Source organism: Lysinibacillus sp. NPDC095746 (assembly GCF_044763535.1).
Classification (GTDB): domain Bacteria; phylum Bacillota; class Bacilli; order Bacillales_A; family Planococcaceae; genus Lysinibacillus.
The window spans coordinates 126,347-141,951 of the sequence record NZ_JBIWGL010000004.1; the positions used below are offsets into that span (position 1 = coordinate 126,347).

Consider the following 15,605-nt stretch of genomic DNA (forward strand, 5'->3'; position numbering starts at 1 on the left):
ATATTAGCAAAATAGCAACAAAGCTCAATAATAAACCTATTTTAATCAACACGCCTAAATTTATCAGCAAACTACTTTTTCGCGAGTCTTTTCACTATCGCTGCTGTTTTTTCTGCGGCATGTTGTACATCATCTTCTGTTAAACCTTGACCGAAGCTAAAGCGGATCGAGTTACGTAATTCCTCTGCCCCTTGTCCAAACATCGCAACTAAAACGTGTGATGGGTCAATGGAACCAGCAGTACAAGCAGAACCACTCGATACACAAATACCCGCCATATCAAGATTTACTAAGAATGACTCTACTTCCATACCAGAAAAACTTACATTTAAAACGTGTGGGAGCGTATTGTCTAAATCTCCATTCATATGAAATGCTAGATTTTCTTTCGTGAAAACATCCAGCATAATTTGCTTAAAGCGATTGTATAGCGCGCGCTTTTCTTCTCGCAACTCATTTGCAATTTGCACTGCAGTCGCAAAACCAATCACTGCAGGAACATTTTCAGTACCTGCACGACGTTTTTTCTCGTGTGCTCCCCCTAATGCATAACTAGTGAATGGCGTCCCTGCTTTTTGGTATAGGAAACCAATACCTTTAGGACCATTAATCTTATGTGCAGAAACACTTAGTAAATCAACATGTAGATCAGCAACATTAATTGACTCTAAACCATATGCCTGAACAGCATCTGTATGGAAAATGGCCTTATGTTCACGTAACAAGTCACCAATTTCAGCAATCGGTTGAATCGAACCAACTTCATTATTGCCGTACATAATCGTTACTAAAATTGTATCCTCTCTTAATGCATTTCGCACATCTTCTACAGAAACACGGCCATTCCCATCAACCGGCAAATATGTTACATCAAAGCCATCTCGCTCAAGCTTTTCACAAGTATGTAACACCGCGTGATGTTCAATTTGTGTGGTAATGATATGCTTCCCTTCAGCAGCCCTTGCATAAACAGTGCCAAAAATAGCCGTATTATCCGCCTCTGTTCCACCACTTGTTATAATAATTTCTCCAGGTTGAGCACCAATTGATTGGGCAAGTATTTCACGTGCATTATCTAAATATTTACGTGCCTCTCGACCTATCCCATGAATACTGGATGCATTCCCATAAACCTGTTGCATTGCTGTAGTCATAGCGTCTATTACTTTGTCATTCATTGGTGATGACGCTGCATGATCGAGATAAATATATGAATTCATGTTGAAAACTCCTTTGTACGAAAAGCGCTAAAGACTCATCTCCCTTCCTCAGGGTAGAGAGATGTGCTTTAGCCTAATTTTAAATATAGAACATATAGCCTTCCGCTACATTTTCCTCAGTATATTGAGCCAAATCCTCAATTGTCGTTGTATCTAATACATTTTTCACAGCATCACGAATGCGGAGCCATAACTCTCGCTGAGGTGCCTCTTCATTTTCAATACCTTCTACAGGTTGAATTGGACCCTCTAACACGCTAATAACATTAGCTGCTGAAATTTCACTTGGTGGATTTGCTAGCATATACCCACCATATGCACCACGTACACTTTTCACTAAGCCTGAATTACGTAATGGTGACACTAGCTGCTCTAAGTATGCCTCAGAAAGATCCTTTTCAGCAGCAATTTTGCGTAGTGGAATAGGTCCTTCTCCATAATGCTTTGCTAATTCAATCATAATCGTTAGACCATAACGGCCCTTTGTAGAAATTTTCATTTTATCACCCTCAAATAGTCTAGTCAAAAATACTACCAACAGTATATCATAATCTCCTCTCGAAGAACTCGGAAATACTCTCGGAAGGTTATGATATACTATTAATTGCGCCTTAGTATAGTTAGGCAAAATATTATGTAACGCTTCATTCTAAGCACAAAAAATCATTGAAAACAGTTGAAAGGGGGAATTTTAATGCATAATGAACCACTCGCTTATCGCATGCGTCCTTTAACCCTTGATGAAATTGTAGGACACCAGGATTTTATCGGTCCTAACACCGCTCTTTATAAAATGATTCAAAATGAACATGTTCCATCCATGCTGCTATACGGTGAGCCAGGTATCGGCAAAACGTCAATAGCGAATGCCATAGCAGGAAGCTCGAAGCTCCCCTTTTTCGCGCTTAATGCTACTCGCGCTGGTAAAAAGGACGTCGAGGATATTGTACAGGAAGCTAGAATCTCAGGAAAAGTCCTTCTTTTTTTGGATGAGATTCATCGTTTTAATAAATTACAGCAGGATGCTTTGTTGCCACATGTTGAAAACGGCTCCATCGTGTTAATTGGAGCTACAACGGAAAATCCGTACCATGATGTCAATCCCGCTATCCGATCACGTTGTGGAGAAATATATCAACTAAAACGTTTAACGAACGAAAATATAATCGAGCTTCTAAAAAAAGCACTTTCTGATGAAAGGCGCGGGCTAGGTAAATATCACTTTATAGTAACAGATCATCAAATTAATCAAATTGCTGAAGCAGCTAATGGTGACGCACGGAAGGCATTAACTTTGCTTGAATCAATTTATTATGCAAGTGATGAAGTAGACGGTCAAACAATCGCTGCTGATCATATCATTGAGCATCTTGTAGGCAGAATTGGTGTTTATGGTGATAAAAAAGGATCCCATTTTTATAATTTGCTATCTGCATTACAAAAATCAGTTCGTGGAAGTGATACGAATGCAGCAATGTATTATTTAGCTCATTTATTGGAAACAGGTGATTTAGTAGCTGTTAGTCGACGCTTACTAGTTATGGCTTATGAAGATATAGGCCTTGCCAACCCTGAGGTAGGACCGCATATGCTTGCGGCTGTACAAGCGGCAGAGCGTCTAGGACTACCAGAGGCGCGTATTCCGCTTGCAAGTGCTATTATTGAAATGTGCCTTGCGCCTAAATCCAATTCTGCAATTGTGGCAATTGATGCCGCCATTGCCAGCATTCATGCAGGAAAAACAGGCGATATTCCACATCATCTACGCGATGCTCACTATGAAGGGGCAAAAGATTTAGGTCATGTAGGCTATCAATATCCCCACAACAGCCCTATCGGAACATTTGGTGGATGGGTAGACCAGCAATATTTACCGGATGATCTTGTAGGCACAGAATTTTATAAACCTGTTATTGCGGGTGAAGAAAAACGAATGGCAGGAATCTACGAAAAGCTTAAATCTTTTCATAGGGATAAAAAATAATAATAGTACTGAAAAACAATAAGGCACTTCAATTTTAACAAGAAGCGCCTTATTTTTTTATCTTATTACTTTCGCTAAAAAACCGGACTGACTACTAAATAATCATCCTGTGAAGGTTGCCTTATTTGTAGTGTAGCGTGTTTCGTAAAATCGGTTCAATGCATCTTCCACATCTTTCATCGATGTCTGTCTCGTCGTTTCTTTCTCCTCTTTGTCCTTTTCGATTTCATGTAAATAATGAAGAAAATTGTAGGTTTGATAGAGTAGACTAGCAAATTCCTGGGCGTTCTCCCGGACTTCAGAACGAATTGCTTTTACAGCAATAGCTTGGCCAATTGATTGCTCTCTTGATGGAGAGGTTTGATCATCTATATTATCATCAATTGTTCTATATAAAAATTTTAATGACTCATATACTTCCTTGTTATCACTAAAACGTTCCTTTATCCACAATAAGACAAAGTGTAATAGGACAATGGCATAAATAAGTGACAGACACTCATCTCCAAAAGATTTTTTGGACAAACGTTTAAAGGAGTCGTCTTGTGTCACAACTTCGAATATGATTAAACGAATTGGATACAAGAGCGCATGTCCGCTGTTGATATATAATTTCTCTCGATCTTTATACATAGCGAACCAAAAATCCCTTACTAATGAGATAGACTTCCTTGTTGATAGGGCTAATTGACATTGGGTAAGCTCATGTTCAAGTGTTTCTTGTATAAGCTGTCGAAATAGAAGTTCCTCACTCTCACTTACTAATAAGAGCGGTTTTTCTAATTTCGCCAAATTGATTTCGATACCGTTTATTAACATTGAACTGCCCCTTTCCTATAAATTCATACAGCACGGAATAAATCTTTATCATCACCATATCATATAGTTATTTCCGTTACTATTGATGCTAATGCTTGCAAATAGATTTGCAATTTTTAACTATATTTCGACAAAAATCTATAAATACCTTTTAAGTAAAAAGTCCTTTTTTAATTTCACACACTAAAACTTTATCACTACAATAATGGATTTCACGGTCTTCATACAATAGTCTATTAACATTTACAAAAAAAATCTGCAATACTTTGAGAACTTGAAACCCAATTACCCTCACAAAGCAGTGTACTGTAAGAATTGGTGAATCAACCGCAAAAAGTAAGCAGATTCTAGTTGCTATATTATTTTTAAAAAATGTTCAAGCACTCTTGAATTATTGTGTCATTTCATTATTAACAAATACTTTTAATTGTTGTAAGCATTGTTTGACTGCACCTTTTTGTTCAAGCACAGCATTTCGTAATGATGATGTTTTCTCTTCATCCCCTACTACTTCACGATAAAGCGCAAAAATTGCTGATAATAATTGTTCATTCTCTTCTTGGTCAATGCTAGGTAAAGAATAGGCAGCAATCGTTAATAATTGCTCAACTTTTTCAGGTGTTTTTTGTAACTCATTGGATGAATAATACGTTGATGCCGCTAAAAAGTAGCACAGCTTTGCGCAGCAATCTATAAACAAATGCCAATATGTATTGGCACTTGGTAATTCACCCGCTCTATTGTCCAAATACTCTTTATAAAATGTTGTAGCTTGTGTATATAAAGGGTTTAGTTCTCTCATAGCCTTTGGATAATTATTAGATGTATCCAAATAGTCAAATACAATATTATTCATTTTCTCCTGAAGTTTTACAATGTCTAAATGATCACGAATTACTTGAATTTCCATTTTCCCACTCTCCCATATTGTCATTTGTTTTCTAAACGTCATTCCTACTCCCCTAGGCAGTCCTGCACATCCAAACAAACTTTTTCATCATCTATTGGAATTATTAAAATTATAGCAATAAACCAAATAAAGAAGTGGGTACATGAAAAAAATAAGACAATATAGTGAATTATTAGCATTTTGAGCACCGAATGCGAACTATTTTGGTAGAATTATATTTTTTGTACATAATCATCAAATAAAGATTGCTCTTTCGTTCGGTCAATAATTTCTATAATACTTCCTTGAGCATATTTTTTTATTCTTTTTTGTGGCATATAGAAATAGGCCGTATTTGTAATTAACCACTCACTAAGTGTTAGCTCATTACCTGGCTGTTGATTTGTCAATATACGTTTATGTCGAAGTATATCCGCCATTTTATAAAAACCATCTGATAGCTCGTAGGCCGAAACATCAAAATTAAAAATAGGACTAACAACTTGTCCAATATCAAAAATGTGAATTGTTTGTCCTTCTTCATCAATAGCTAATTCTACTGTACTAATTTCATCGAATAGATTTAAGCCCCTATATTCCATTTGATAGATTTGCTCCACAATAAAACGCCTCCTTTAATAGGTTCTACAGCAAATGTTGAAGGATCATAATATGTCTCTTCAACATAAATTGTATAGATATTTTACTAAATATCGTAGCTCCCCTTTTTACAACGTTCCTATTGTAACATAGAAAAAGTAGCCGTCTGCAAACGAGACAGCTACTTCCATAAAATGGCCAATCACCAGTTCCGAGGGTGATTTCGTTCCGCTTTTATTTTATCGAAAAGTTATTTAAGCTTATCGAAAAAGTTATTGTTAATTTAACGATGAAAGTTTTTGACACAAACACTTGTAGCTGCCGCTTCGCTTTCGCTACAGAAATATTAGCCTTGTACACGTGTAATTTTTACATCTTTTAAGATTGTATTCACTACCCAGCTGGCAGCAATTAAGCCTGCCACTGAAGGAACAAAGGCATTGGAAGATGGAGGCATTTTTGCTTTACGGATAGCTGCATCCGGTTTTCCGACATGCTCTACGACATCTGGACGAACAACAATAGGACTCTCATCTGAGAACACGACCGTTACTCCTTTATGAATACCATCCTTACGTAATTTTGTACGGATTACTTTAGCCAATGGGTCTGTATGCGTTTTAGAAATATCTGCAATTTTGAACCGAGTTGGATCCATTTTATTGGCTGCACCCATGCTAGATATCATTGGAATATTACGCTTTAGACATTCCTTCATAATATGAATTTTATACATCACAGTGTCACTCGCATCAATGACATAATCTATGCCCTGTGCGAAAAATTCCTCATATGTTTCCTCCGTGTAAAACATATGCATATCAATTACTTCACATTGTGGATTAATATCAGCAATACGCTCTTTCATGACACCTGACTTAGATTTTCCGACCGTTGAAAGATAGGCAACTAATTGACGATTAACATTCGTAATATCTACATTATCCTTATCCACCAAAATAATGCGGCCAATACCACTTCGTGCACAAGCCTCAGCAGCAAATGAACCTACACCGCCTACACCAAGAATGGCTACCGTTGTATTTTTTAATTTTTCGAGTCCCTCTGTTCCTATTGCGAGCTCATTACGTGAAAATTGATGTAACATCCTTACACTCTCCGTCTATTGAATTTTTAGTACGCTTTAACGGGCAATTATATAAAGCCCGATTGATGATCAGCGTTGGATAATGCATCCCACTAATCACTTTATTAGTAAACCTAGTTAAATACTAAGATAAAATCAAACCTATCTTACATTTTATTACGATATTCATCAAGTAAAAATTATAACTAAAAAAATTAAGTATTCCTACTAAAGCAATTATGCCTCGGCATAATCGTTGCTGTCGCTTCGCATTCGTACAGATAAACAATGCGTCTCGTATTCGCTTTGTGCTTTAGCATGCGGATGTTTTTTGCACGAAAGCGTAGCGGCGTGATGCAGGTCAGGTTAGCTGTTATCACATGAATACAATGATTTTAGGCTAACATCCTTTAGTAACTCCTCTCCAATCCCGTGACATCCACTGAAAGAATTTATGTAAAGTTTGACTTGAACCGTTAAAAATCTAAATGTTTACAGCTTAAAGTAAAAAATTTAGGCAATTGAATAAATCGTCATCCAATTGCCTTTAGTCTCAACACTATTCTTGTTCATAATTTTTGGAGAAACATGCTGCAAAATCTAAGCCGAGCTGGGCATTTATTTGCTTAAAAGCCGCAATTACCGCCCCGCCGATCGGTTGTAAAACTGGTGCCATAAATTGCAATGGTATTTTGTCAGCCTGTGCGAATTGCTGTAATTTCGGTAAAAAATATGCTTCATTATTAAAAACGCCACCGACTAATACGACAGGCACGTCCCCTTCCTCCCAAGTCATATGAGCGTAACATGCTTTAATCGCCACATAATATTTCTTACAAGCATCCTCAATGATCTGAATAGCAACACGATCACCTTCTTCTGCCGCATCAAAAACATATTTACTTAACGGTGAAATCACGGTCCGAGGATGCTCTTCTCCATATATACACTCTATTAATTGTGGTACATTTTCTACAGAAAAATAACGCAATATGACAGCTGTCAAAGCTGTTGGGTCTCCGCGTCCATCATAGCTTTGAAAAATAGCCTTCAGCACTTGCATACCTAAATCATAGCCACTGCCCTCATCATCAAAAAGATAACCCCAGCCGCCTACTCTATGAAAGCGTTGCTCACGATCGTAGCCCATTGTAATAGCGCCTGTCCCTGCAATTTGCACAATACCTGCCTGCCCAAGTGTACCTGCATAAAGTGCAATTAGAGCATCATTATCAACAATCACATGAGCTGTCTTAGGAACGTATTGACGTACTATCGATTCTACAACTTCTTCAGCCTGTAGCTCCTTAACGCCAGCCATGCCAGCAAAACAACTATCTATGGCAGCAAATACTTGCGGATTTTGTTGTTGCAAATTTTGTAGTATATCATGAATCGTTGACTTAAAAATTGGAATACCCATAGCAGTTGGGTTACTGCGAGTCGTTACTACTTTAGCATAAACATTGCCCAATTCATCACAAATTACTGCTGACGTTTTCGTTCCACCACCGTCAATCGCTAATACAATCATATCCTTACTCCTTTCTCGTCAATTTCACCTTAGCTGTTCCTCAAAAAAACATCTGCTTACTAAAGATAAAAAGGGATTAAGCACTATCACTAATGGCTTAATCCCTTCTTCTGTCATCATTTCGTAAAGCCAAATGATGCCCAAGGCTGAATATGTGCTAATAAAAATTGTTCTTCTTCTACAACTCTTGCCACAACATTTGTCGATCCGGCATTCGGCATTTCCTTTAAAACAATTTGTAGCTCACCCTTATAACGTACATCTAAATTATTATCAATTGTCACATCGCCCAATTTTAATAGATCGGTATCATGTACAGGGAAGTCACCATTTTTATATTTAACACGAGATTGCGTACTACGGATAACATAATCCGAAACATCGCCACGATTAAAATGTGGCTCCTTAAAAAGGATGGCCTCTTCTAAAACAGACGTTTCAACAGACTGCTCAACCTTCAGCTCTAGCTTATGGCGATTTAGTTGACCTAATGCACGTATTTCTTCCTCGGAAGCAAACATATTGCCAATAATACAATCATCTATTAAACCAGTGTGCCATAAATCCTTTGCTTGCACAGTAATTGGCAGGTGACGATGCTCTTCTAATGTTGGCAAGCCATGCTCGGTTTCTTCCCAAGGTCCAAACATAGCATGCTGCGATGAAATCATTGCTGCTGTTCGAATATGATTTGCTTTAAATAGTTGAGATGTTTGTAAAAAATGTTGACGTGATAGACCTGTAAAACGTCTCGGATAAAAATTATGACAACCAATAATATTATCTTTATTCGGTTGATAGGATAATATGTTTTCTACATATTTAGTACCGTTACTAATATTTAATTCTATTTTTAAATTACTTGCATCGAGAGACATAAACGCTTCTTCTTGGCCAGAAAAACCCATATCTAAGCGCAATGCCGCTAAATAATAATGCTCTTTAAAGTAACCGATATCTTTATATGTTAAGTCTAAATCTTCAAAAACAGCCGGTGCAATATCGGCTGAAATTTCAAAGCCAAGCTGCTGCGCAAATTTATTGATGTGCTGTAATTTTTGTCTTTCCTGATCGTTATTTAACGACATAAGACAAGTAAATATTCGATCAAAACCATTGTCATGAGCAAGCTGAACATATCGCTTCATATCGTCTAGTGTACTATGCTGAGGATATAGTGAAATCCCTAATCTTTTCAATTTAAATACCTCCGTTAGCTCACAATTACACTTCTACTTTTTGACTCTCTAATTTTGTATTTTGCCGTTCGTTTTGAGACTCTGCTTCAGCAGCTCGCTGTTCGCTCTGTTTCGCCATGCGGTTTGCCACCGAAATGAACGGTAAATAAATACACACTGCGACTATAATTAAAACAATACTAAGAACAGCTCCTTGCCAAGATTGAGTTGCTAAAAATCCATTAATAATTGGTGGCGTTGTCCATGTTGGTGAAACAGTAGCTGCTGGCACAAAGCCCCACTTCGTTGCAAAGAAAGCAATTGTTACGTTCACCATAGGTGTCAAAATAAACGGTACAAATAACACTGGGTTTAACACGATTGGAAGACCGAAAAGTAACGGTTCATTAATATTAAAAAGCCCTGGTGCCGCCGATAATTTTCCGACGGTATTATATTGTTTATTCTTTCTAGCAAAAAGGAAGATAGCAATAATAAGTGCTATTGTTGTCCCGGAACCACCCATATTGATGAAGGCATCAAAGAATGGTTTATTTACGATGTATGGTGCTACTTCACCAGATGAAATCGCTCTTACATTCGCTTCAATAGCTGGTAAATTTATCGTTTGCATAAATGGTTCGATAATGTTAGCACCATGAACACCTAATGTCCATAAAAACGTAGGAATGAATGCTAAAAGTAAAGCCGCAATCCATGAATTCGTTAAGCCCATAAACGGCTCTTGAATAGTTGAGTAGAATGAACCGACGATATCAGGAATATCAAAGCCTGCCGAAATAATTGTACGAACTAAAGCAAATACACCAATTGTAATAATAGCAGGTAATAACGCGGCGAAAGATTTTGAAACAGCCGGTGGTACTCCATTCGGCATTTTAATTAGCAGCTTAGGATTTCCAGTCAATTTACAAAATAATTCAGTTGACAGCAACGCAATAATAATGGCAATAAATATACCACCAGTACCTGTCGTTAACCCTGTTAATCCACCTTCACCAAAGGTACCAAACGTCAAATAAGTTGAAAAGCTGATTACACCGGCAGAAAGTCCGTCCTTGTCATAACTTTTAGCAAGATGGTAAGCAATTGTAAAAGCTAATAACAGAGAGATGATTCCAAATGTTGCTCCCCAAACATTGCCGCCCCACTGTGTCCAAGTTTCATGCTTCCAGATGGCATCGAGCGCATTTTGATAGAATTTGATAGGCAAAGTATTAACAAGTACCGCAAGTGATCCAACAATTGTCAATGGCATGATTGTAATAAATCCATCTCGAATGGCAACTAAATGACGCTGATTCCCTACTCTAGCTGCGACTGGCACAAATTTTTCTTCTAAAAAACGGAACATTTCACACACTCCCTTTACTTTTTATTGTGACATCAAGGTTTGATGCTATTCCCCTTTGATTCGTTCATACAACTCTATCATTTCAGTTGCTAAATCACGAAACGTGATGGCATTCATTAAATGATCCTGTGCGTGAATTAACAACATTGACACTTCTACTTTTTCTCCCCTTGCTTCTTGTGACAGTAGAGCCGTCTGAGAATGATGCGCTTCAATCAATGCATCGTTAGCTACCTGTATTTTTTCCTTTGCTTCTTGAATCTGTCCATTTTTTGCTAGCTGGATAGCCTCCATACATTCACTTCTCGTATTACCACTATGCACAATCAGTCCCATTATGGATTCCATCAAAACTGTTTCTTCCATTGTCGTTGCCCCCTTAACCAATCAACTGTAACGCTTGATTTAAAACATTTTCGCCATTCATCATGCCGTAATCCGCCATATTAATGACATCAATCGGAAAATTCATTGCCTTGTATTTTTTTTCAAATGTTCCTTTTAAGTAACGGACTTGTGGACCTAGTAGCAGCACATCCACCGTCTTAGTAGCTAATACTTTGTCAACCTCACCTTCAGCAATCGCATAAATATCTGCCTCAATATTTTGTTCTTGTGCAGCTTTTTGCATCTTTGATACTAATAAACTAGTACTCATTCCCGCCACGCAAACTAGCATAATGTTTTTCATAAAAGCACTCCTTTTCATGATAAGATTGTCTTTTTGACTAACTTTATTTTTATGATTTTTTAACTATGAAATCGCTTTCTTAAGATGAGAATAGCATCAATTGGTATATACCACAATATACTTTTAACACCATTTACTCCCTTATACAAAGACTTTAAAAATTGGGCTATAACTCTGTTACAGACTACAGAATGGATTCACCTAACTGGTATAGTCCAGAAAAAAGTTCAAAAAAATTTAATTTTTCAGAACCAACTACATTCATACCTACTTTTTCAACATATACACGACTTAAAAGTATTCATAGAATGCGGGTTTATTAGAGGGTAACGCTTGCTGCCAGCGATCAATAATGTCTTCAGCCAATTCTTCATTTGCATACAAGGCAGCATCCTTTACAGAAAGATAGCCCACCATCATCGCTGAAAAAAGATTAATTGGTAATGTTAACATATGCACTTTTTGACTAGAATTTGTCTCAATTATGGAGACATCTCCACTTTTATTTATTTTATATGCATGCTCATTCCAGCTACAAAATATATCTTTAATTTGAATATATAATGGCTCCTGAATATCGCCCCACGGATAATGTTGCATGAACATCAAAGCATCTACTATTCTTACCATTACATCCTGAACGACTTCCTTTTTAAACTGTGGTTCATTAAAATAAAAGCCAAATTGATGGTTGTTTGAAGTAACTCCTTTAATGTTACTCACACTCGCTGCATGAGACGTTATAAAACGCCAAATCGCTTGTTCTGCTAGTAAATCCTCAGCTATAAAATCATGAATCTCAAACGTTCCATCCTGAATGATATAGCGAATATAACCTGCAATATTATCATCCTTAAAATATGCCGCAAAATGACTATCAGGCATCCTTCTCTCTATCCTTTTCCACCAAGCATCATCTCGTAACATACTTCCATTATTGAACAACGCCTGTGCATTATGAAAATCTTTAATCGCCTGAAAAAGATCACGATCTGGCCATTCAAAGCTCATACGTTTTACTACGTCCAGCTGCTTTCCGAAAGAAGGAAACAGCATTTGTGGAATGGTGTAACATAGCTTTTCAAAAAATAATTCCCAGCCGAAGTAACGATAAAAGGATACCGAAAATGGTGCTAACACAGATATGCTCTGCCCATTCTCTCGCATTTTCTTCAGGGCCTCTGTCATAAGCTTTTTGATAATACCTTGTTGCCGATATTCAGGATATGTTGCAACAAAACCAATTCCGCCCATCTTATAATTTTCACCATGAATTGTCATATTTAGTGGCAATATGAATAACTGTCCAACTACTTTATTTTCATCGTAAGCACCCAATGTTGTACTATGCTCAATCCAATAGTGAAAATCATCGCGCCGCGCACCCGTATACTTATTCGGAAAACAATAATCTCTTAATTGATGTATTTGTAAATAATCATTTGGCGGTATTATTTTTATTTCCATACGCTAGATCACCCCTTCTCCATACTGAATATTCGTGCAATTCAAGATAAACTTAATAGATTATTTTTGACATATTCCTCGACCTCTGAGGCCGTAGACAGTTGTAAAATGCGCTCATTATGTGGTGTTAGCTGCTGTTTAGAAAGCTTAGCGAGATGTGCACGAGTCTTTAATATAGAGGAAGCACTCATGGAAAATTCATTTAATCCAAATCCTAGTAAAATCGGTAACGCTATTTCATCTGCTGCCATTTCACCACACATACCTACCCATTTTCCATGATGCTGTGCTGCATCAATGACATTTTTTATCAGTCTTAAAACAGCAGGATGATACGGTTGATATAAATAAGAAACATTTTCGTTCATGCGATCCGCTGCTAACGTGTATTGGATTAAATCATTTGTACCGATTGAGAAAAAATCTACTTCCTTTGCAAATACATCTGCAATGATGGCTGCCGATGGAATTTCAATCATCATTCCTACTTCTAGCTTTTCAGATATAAGGTATCCATCACTCTTCAAACTTTGTTGTTCTTCAAGCAATATTGCCTTCGCCATTTTAAATTCGTCCAATGTAGCAATCATCGGAAACATAATTTTTAAATTGCCGTAAGCGCTTGCTTTTAGTAATGCACGAATCTGTACGCGAAACATTTCTTGTTGAGTTAAACTAATCCGAATTGCACGATAGCCAAGAAAAGGGTTCATCTCATCAGCAAGCTTTAAATATGGTAGATTTTTATCGCCACCAATATCTAATGTCCGAACAATCGTTGGCTTGCCTTGCATTTTCTCAAGTACACTTTTATATGCTTGAAACTGCTCCTCCTCAGTTGGTAGCTCCTGACGTTCCATATATAAAAACTCTGTACGAAACAGGCCGATACCATCTCCGCAAGCATTGATGACCATATCCGCATCTTCAGGGTTTCCTATATTCCCTGCAATTTCTACTGAAAAACCATCTGCACTCAAACTTGGTAATGAACGATAGCGAAGAAGTTCTTCATTCTCCTCATTGTGTAAATGTTGTTGCTGCAAATAAAAGCTAGTTATTTCCGATGAAGCGTTGACAAAAATCTTGCCATTTGTCCCATCTAAAATAATTGGTGCTCCATGTTGAATACCTTCCGTGGCATTTTTCGTCCCAACTACTGCTGGAATCTCTAACGTTCGTGCGAGAATAGCAGAATGAGATGTTTTGCCACCAATATCCGTTATAAACCCTTTGACATACGTTGTATCTAGCATCGCAGTCATGGAAGGTGTTAAGTCTCTAGCAACGATAATAACATCAGAGGTTAAACGATTCATATCCACCATTTCAACCCCTAACAAATGGGTTAATACCCGTTTAGACACATCTCGAATATCTGCGACTCGCTCCTGCATATAAACATTATCAAGCCCTTCAAACATTGCAATGAACATATTCGATACTTCGTTTAATGCAAATTCGGCATTCACCCCAGATTGAATTTTCGCTTCAATAGATAAAAGCATTTCAGGATCCTCTAGCACTAATAGATGTGCCGCAAAAATAGCCGCCTTTTCAGCACCGAATTTCTCTTGCGCTATTTCATGGATTTCTTGTAGCTCCACTTTCGTTTTTATAATAGCTGCCTTAAATCTTTCCAGTTCAGCATGGACATCAGTAATCTTAACTTCTTCAAAAGTTAAATCTGGTTCCTTTAAACAATACGCATTTGCAAAGGCAATGCCTCGAGAAACAGCAATTCCTTGTATTTCTAACATTCCTCACCAATTCCTTTTGAAACCATTACTTCTGTTATTGTTTGAAATAGCTTCTCGACATCAGATCCCTCTGCTGAAATTTCTACAATGCTTCCAGGTGCTACCCCTTGTGCCATAACACCCATAATTGATTTTAAATTGACCGATTTCTCTTTATACGTTAACTGAACGTCACACTCAAACGGTGTTACAGCCGTTACCAATAATGCTGCTGGTCTAGCATGTAGTCCCTCTGGCGCAGTTATTTTAAACATTTTCTTCATCGATATCCCTCCGCATGTCATTTAAAGTTAATACGATGTTGATAACTGGTAATCATAGCCTCATTATGAGACAAATCAGCATCAACATTATTACTTTTAAAAACTGGTAATATTTTGTCAGACAAAGCCATACTCTCTATGATTTCACTAAATAATGCATTTAAAATAAATGAACCGATCACTGTAGAGGATGGTGCATACTGTATATCATGGTGATGCAGCAACCCATCTCCTATTGGTATATGCGTATCGATAACTATATCTACTACATCCTCTAAGCGCTGTCCACTTTGATGACGAGTCGGCTGTTCGCAATAAGCAAGTGATTGCAGGGACATGACTAGCACTCCTGTTTCTTTCGCTAAAAAAGCCACATCTAACGGTGCTTGATTTCGTCCGGATGTTGAAATAACAATGCAAACATCATTTTCATGAAAATCAAAATGATCTTTATACCGTTCAATGATAGTCGGGTCCTTCTCGTTTTTAGATGATGTCATTGCTCCTGCATGTAAAGTTAAAGGTTCAATGATGATAGGACGTACAGGTACAAGTCCTCCCGCGCGATAAAATGCGTCCTGTGCTAAAAGATGAGAATGGCCACAACCAAATAATTGGACAATTCCTCCGCATTGAAGCCTTTTGATAATTAATTGTGCTGCCTCTTTTATTTGGGCATATTCTTGCTCCCTCACGACCTGCATTAACTTTTGAATTTCTAAAAAATATGCATCCATT

The 15,605-nt window shown here is 37.4% G+C and carries 16 protein-coding genes; 1 reads left to right on the forward strand and 15 read right to left on the reverse strand.

All coding sequences use genetic code 11. From position 1 onward, the window contains the following. Window positions 1–71 precede the first annotated feature (71 nt). Window positions 72–1,220, reverse strand: coding sequence for a cysteine desulfurase family protein (locus ACIQ7N_RS04760; protein ID WP_402930532.1), 1,149 nt, complete (start codon window positions 1,218–1,220; stop codon window positions 72–74). 79 nt (window positions 1,221–1,299) lie between these two features. Further along, window positions 1,300–1,719: a cysteine metabolism transcriptional regulator CymR gene (cymR, locus tag ACIQ7N_RS04765; RefSeq protein ID WP_132356936.1), complete on the reverse strand. Its 420-nt coding sequence runs from the start codon at window positions 1,717–1,719 to the stop codon at window positions 1,300–1,302. Window positions 1,720–1,914: 195 nt separating this feature from the next. Here cymR and ACIQ7N_RS04770 point away from each other — a divergent pair, with 195 nt between their 5' ends. After that, entirely contained in the window at window positions 1,915–3,204 is a 1,290-nt protein-coding gene (locus tag ACIQ7N_RS04770; RefSeq protein ID WP_402930533.1) for a replication-associated recombination protein A, read from the forward strand. A gap of 102 nt (window positions 3,205–3,306) precedes the next feature. Here ACIQ7N_RS04770 and ACIQ7N_RS04775 read toward each other — a convergent pair whose 3' ends face one another. The 13 genes from ACIQ7N_RS04775 to ACIQ7N_RS04835 all read right to left on the reverse strand — a co-directional run bounded on the left by ACIQ7N_RS04775 (window position 3,307) and on the right by ACIQ7N_RS04835 (window position 15,604). Beyond that, window positions 3,307–4,023: a hypothetical protein gene (locus tag ACIQ7N_RS04775; RefSeq protein ID WP_402930534.1), complete on the reverse strand. Its 717-nt coding sequence runs from the start codon at window positions 4,021–4,023 to the stop codon at window positions 3,307–3,309. Between the two features lie 391 nt (window positions 4,024–4,414). Beyond that, entirely contained in the window at window positions 4,415–4,975 is a 561-nt protein-coding gene (locus ACIQ7N_RS04780) for a hypothetical protein (RefSeq protein ID WP_248716649.1), read from the reverse strand. Between the two features lie 170 nt (window positions 4,976–5,145). Beyond that, window positions 5,146–5,532, reverse strand: coding sequence for a hypothetical protein (locus ACIQ7N_RS04785; protein ID WP_402930535.1), 387 nt, complete (start codon window positions 5,530–5,532; stop codon window positions 5,146–5,148). Between the two features lie 326 nt (window positions 5,533–5,858). Beyond that, window positions 5,859–6,620: a tRNA threonylcarbamoyladenosine dehydratase gene (locus tag ACIQ7N_RS04790; protein WP_053484771.1), complete on the reverse strand. Its 762-nt coding sequence runs from the start codon at window positions 6,618–6,620 to the stop codon at window positions 5,859–5,861. 538 nt (window positions 6,621–7,158) lie between these two features. Beyond that, a complete protein-coding gene (locus ACIQ7N_RS04795; RefSeq protein ID WP_402930536.1) occupies window positions 7,159–8,133 on the reverse strand; it encodes an N-acetylglucosamine kinase in 975 nt (324 codons plus the stop codon). 116 nt (window positions 8,134–8,249) lie between these two features. Further along, window positions 8,250–9,332 carry a DUF871 domain-containing protein gene (locus tag ACIQ7N_RS04800; RefSeq protein WP_402930537.1) on the reverse strand — a complete coding sequence of 361 codons (1,083 nt, stop codon included), beginning with the start codon at window positions 9,330–9,332 and terminating at the stop codon, window positions 8,250–8,252. Window positions 9,333–9,357: 25 nt separating this feature from the next. Then, window positions 9,358–10,686: a PTS sugar transporter subunit IIC gene (locus ACIQ7N_RS04805; protein WP_402930538.1), complete on the reverse strand. Its 1,329-nt coding sequence runs from the start codon at window positions 10,684–10,686 to the stop codon at window positions 9,358–9,360. A 45-nt stretch (window positions 10,687–10,731) separates the two neighbouring features. Then, a complete protein-coding gene (locus ACIQ7N_RS04810) occupies window positions 10,732–11,052 on the reverse strand; it encodes a PTS lactose/cellobiose transporter subunit IIA (RefSeq protein WP_402930539.1) in 321 nt (106 codons plus the stop codon). 13 nt (window positions 11,053–11,065) lie between these two features. Beyond that, window positions 11,066–11,377, reverse strand: coding sequence for a PTS sugar transporter subunit IIB (locus ACIQ7N_RS04815; protein WP_132356945.1), 312 nt, complete (start codon window positions 11,375–11,377; stop codon window positions 11,066–11,068). A gap of 291 nt (window positions 11,378–11,668) precedes the next feature. Next, window positions 11,669–12,844 carry a GNAT family N-acetyltransferase gene (locus tag ACIQ7N_RS04820; protein ID WP_402930540.1) on the reverse strand — a complete coding sequence of 392 codons (1,176 nt, stop codon included), beginning with the start codon at window positions 12,842–12,844 and terminating at the stop codon, window positions 11,669–11,671. Window positions 12,845–12,885: 41 nt separating this feature from the next. After that, complete coding sequence (gene ptsP, locus ACIQ7N_RS04825) at window positions 12,886–14,604, reverse strand: phosphoenolpyruvate--protein phosphotransferase (RefSeq protein ID WP_402930541.1); 1,719 nt, start codon at window positions 14,602–14,604, stop codon at window positions 12,886–12,888. After that, window positions 14,598–14,867 (reverse strand): HPr family phosphocarrier protein, encoded by a 270-nt coding sequence (locus tag ACIQ7N_RS04830; protein WP_132356948.1) that lies wholly within the window; start codon window positions 14,865–14,867, stop codon window positions 14,598–14,600. Before ACIQ7N_RS04830 ends, ptsP begins: the two co-directional genes overlap by 7 nt. 17 nt (window positions 14,868–14,884) lie before the next feature. Next, entirely contained in the window at window positions 14,885–15,604 is a 720-nt protein-coding gene (locus tag ACIQ7N_RS04835; RefSeq protein ID WP_483869813.1) for a sugar isomerase domain-containing protein, read from the reverse strand. Window position 15,605 lies beyond the last annotated feature (1 nt).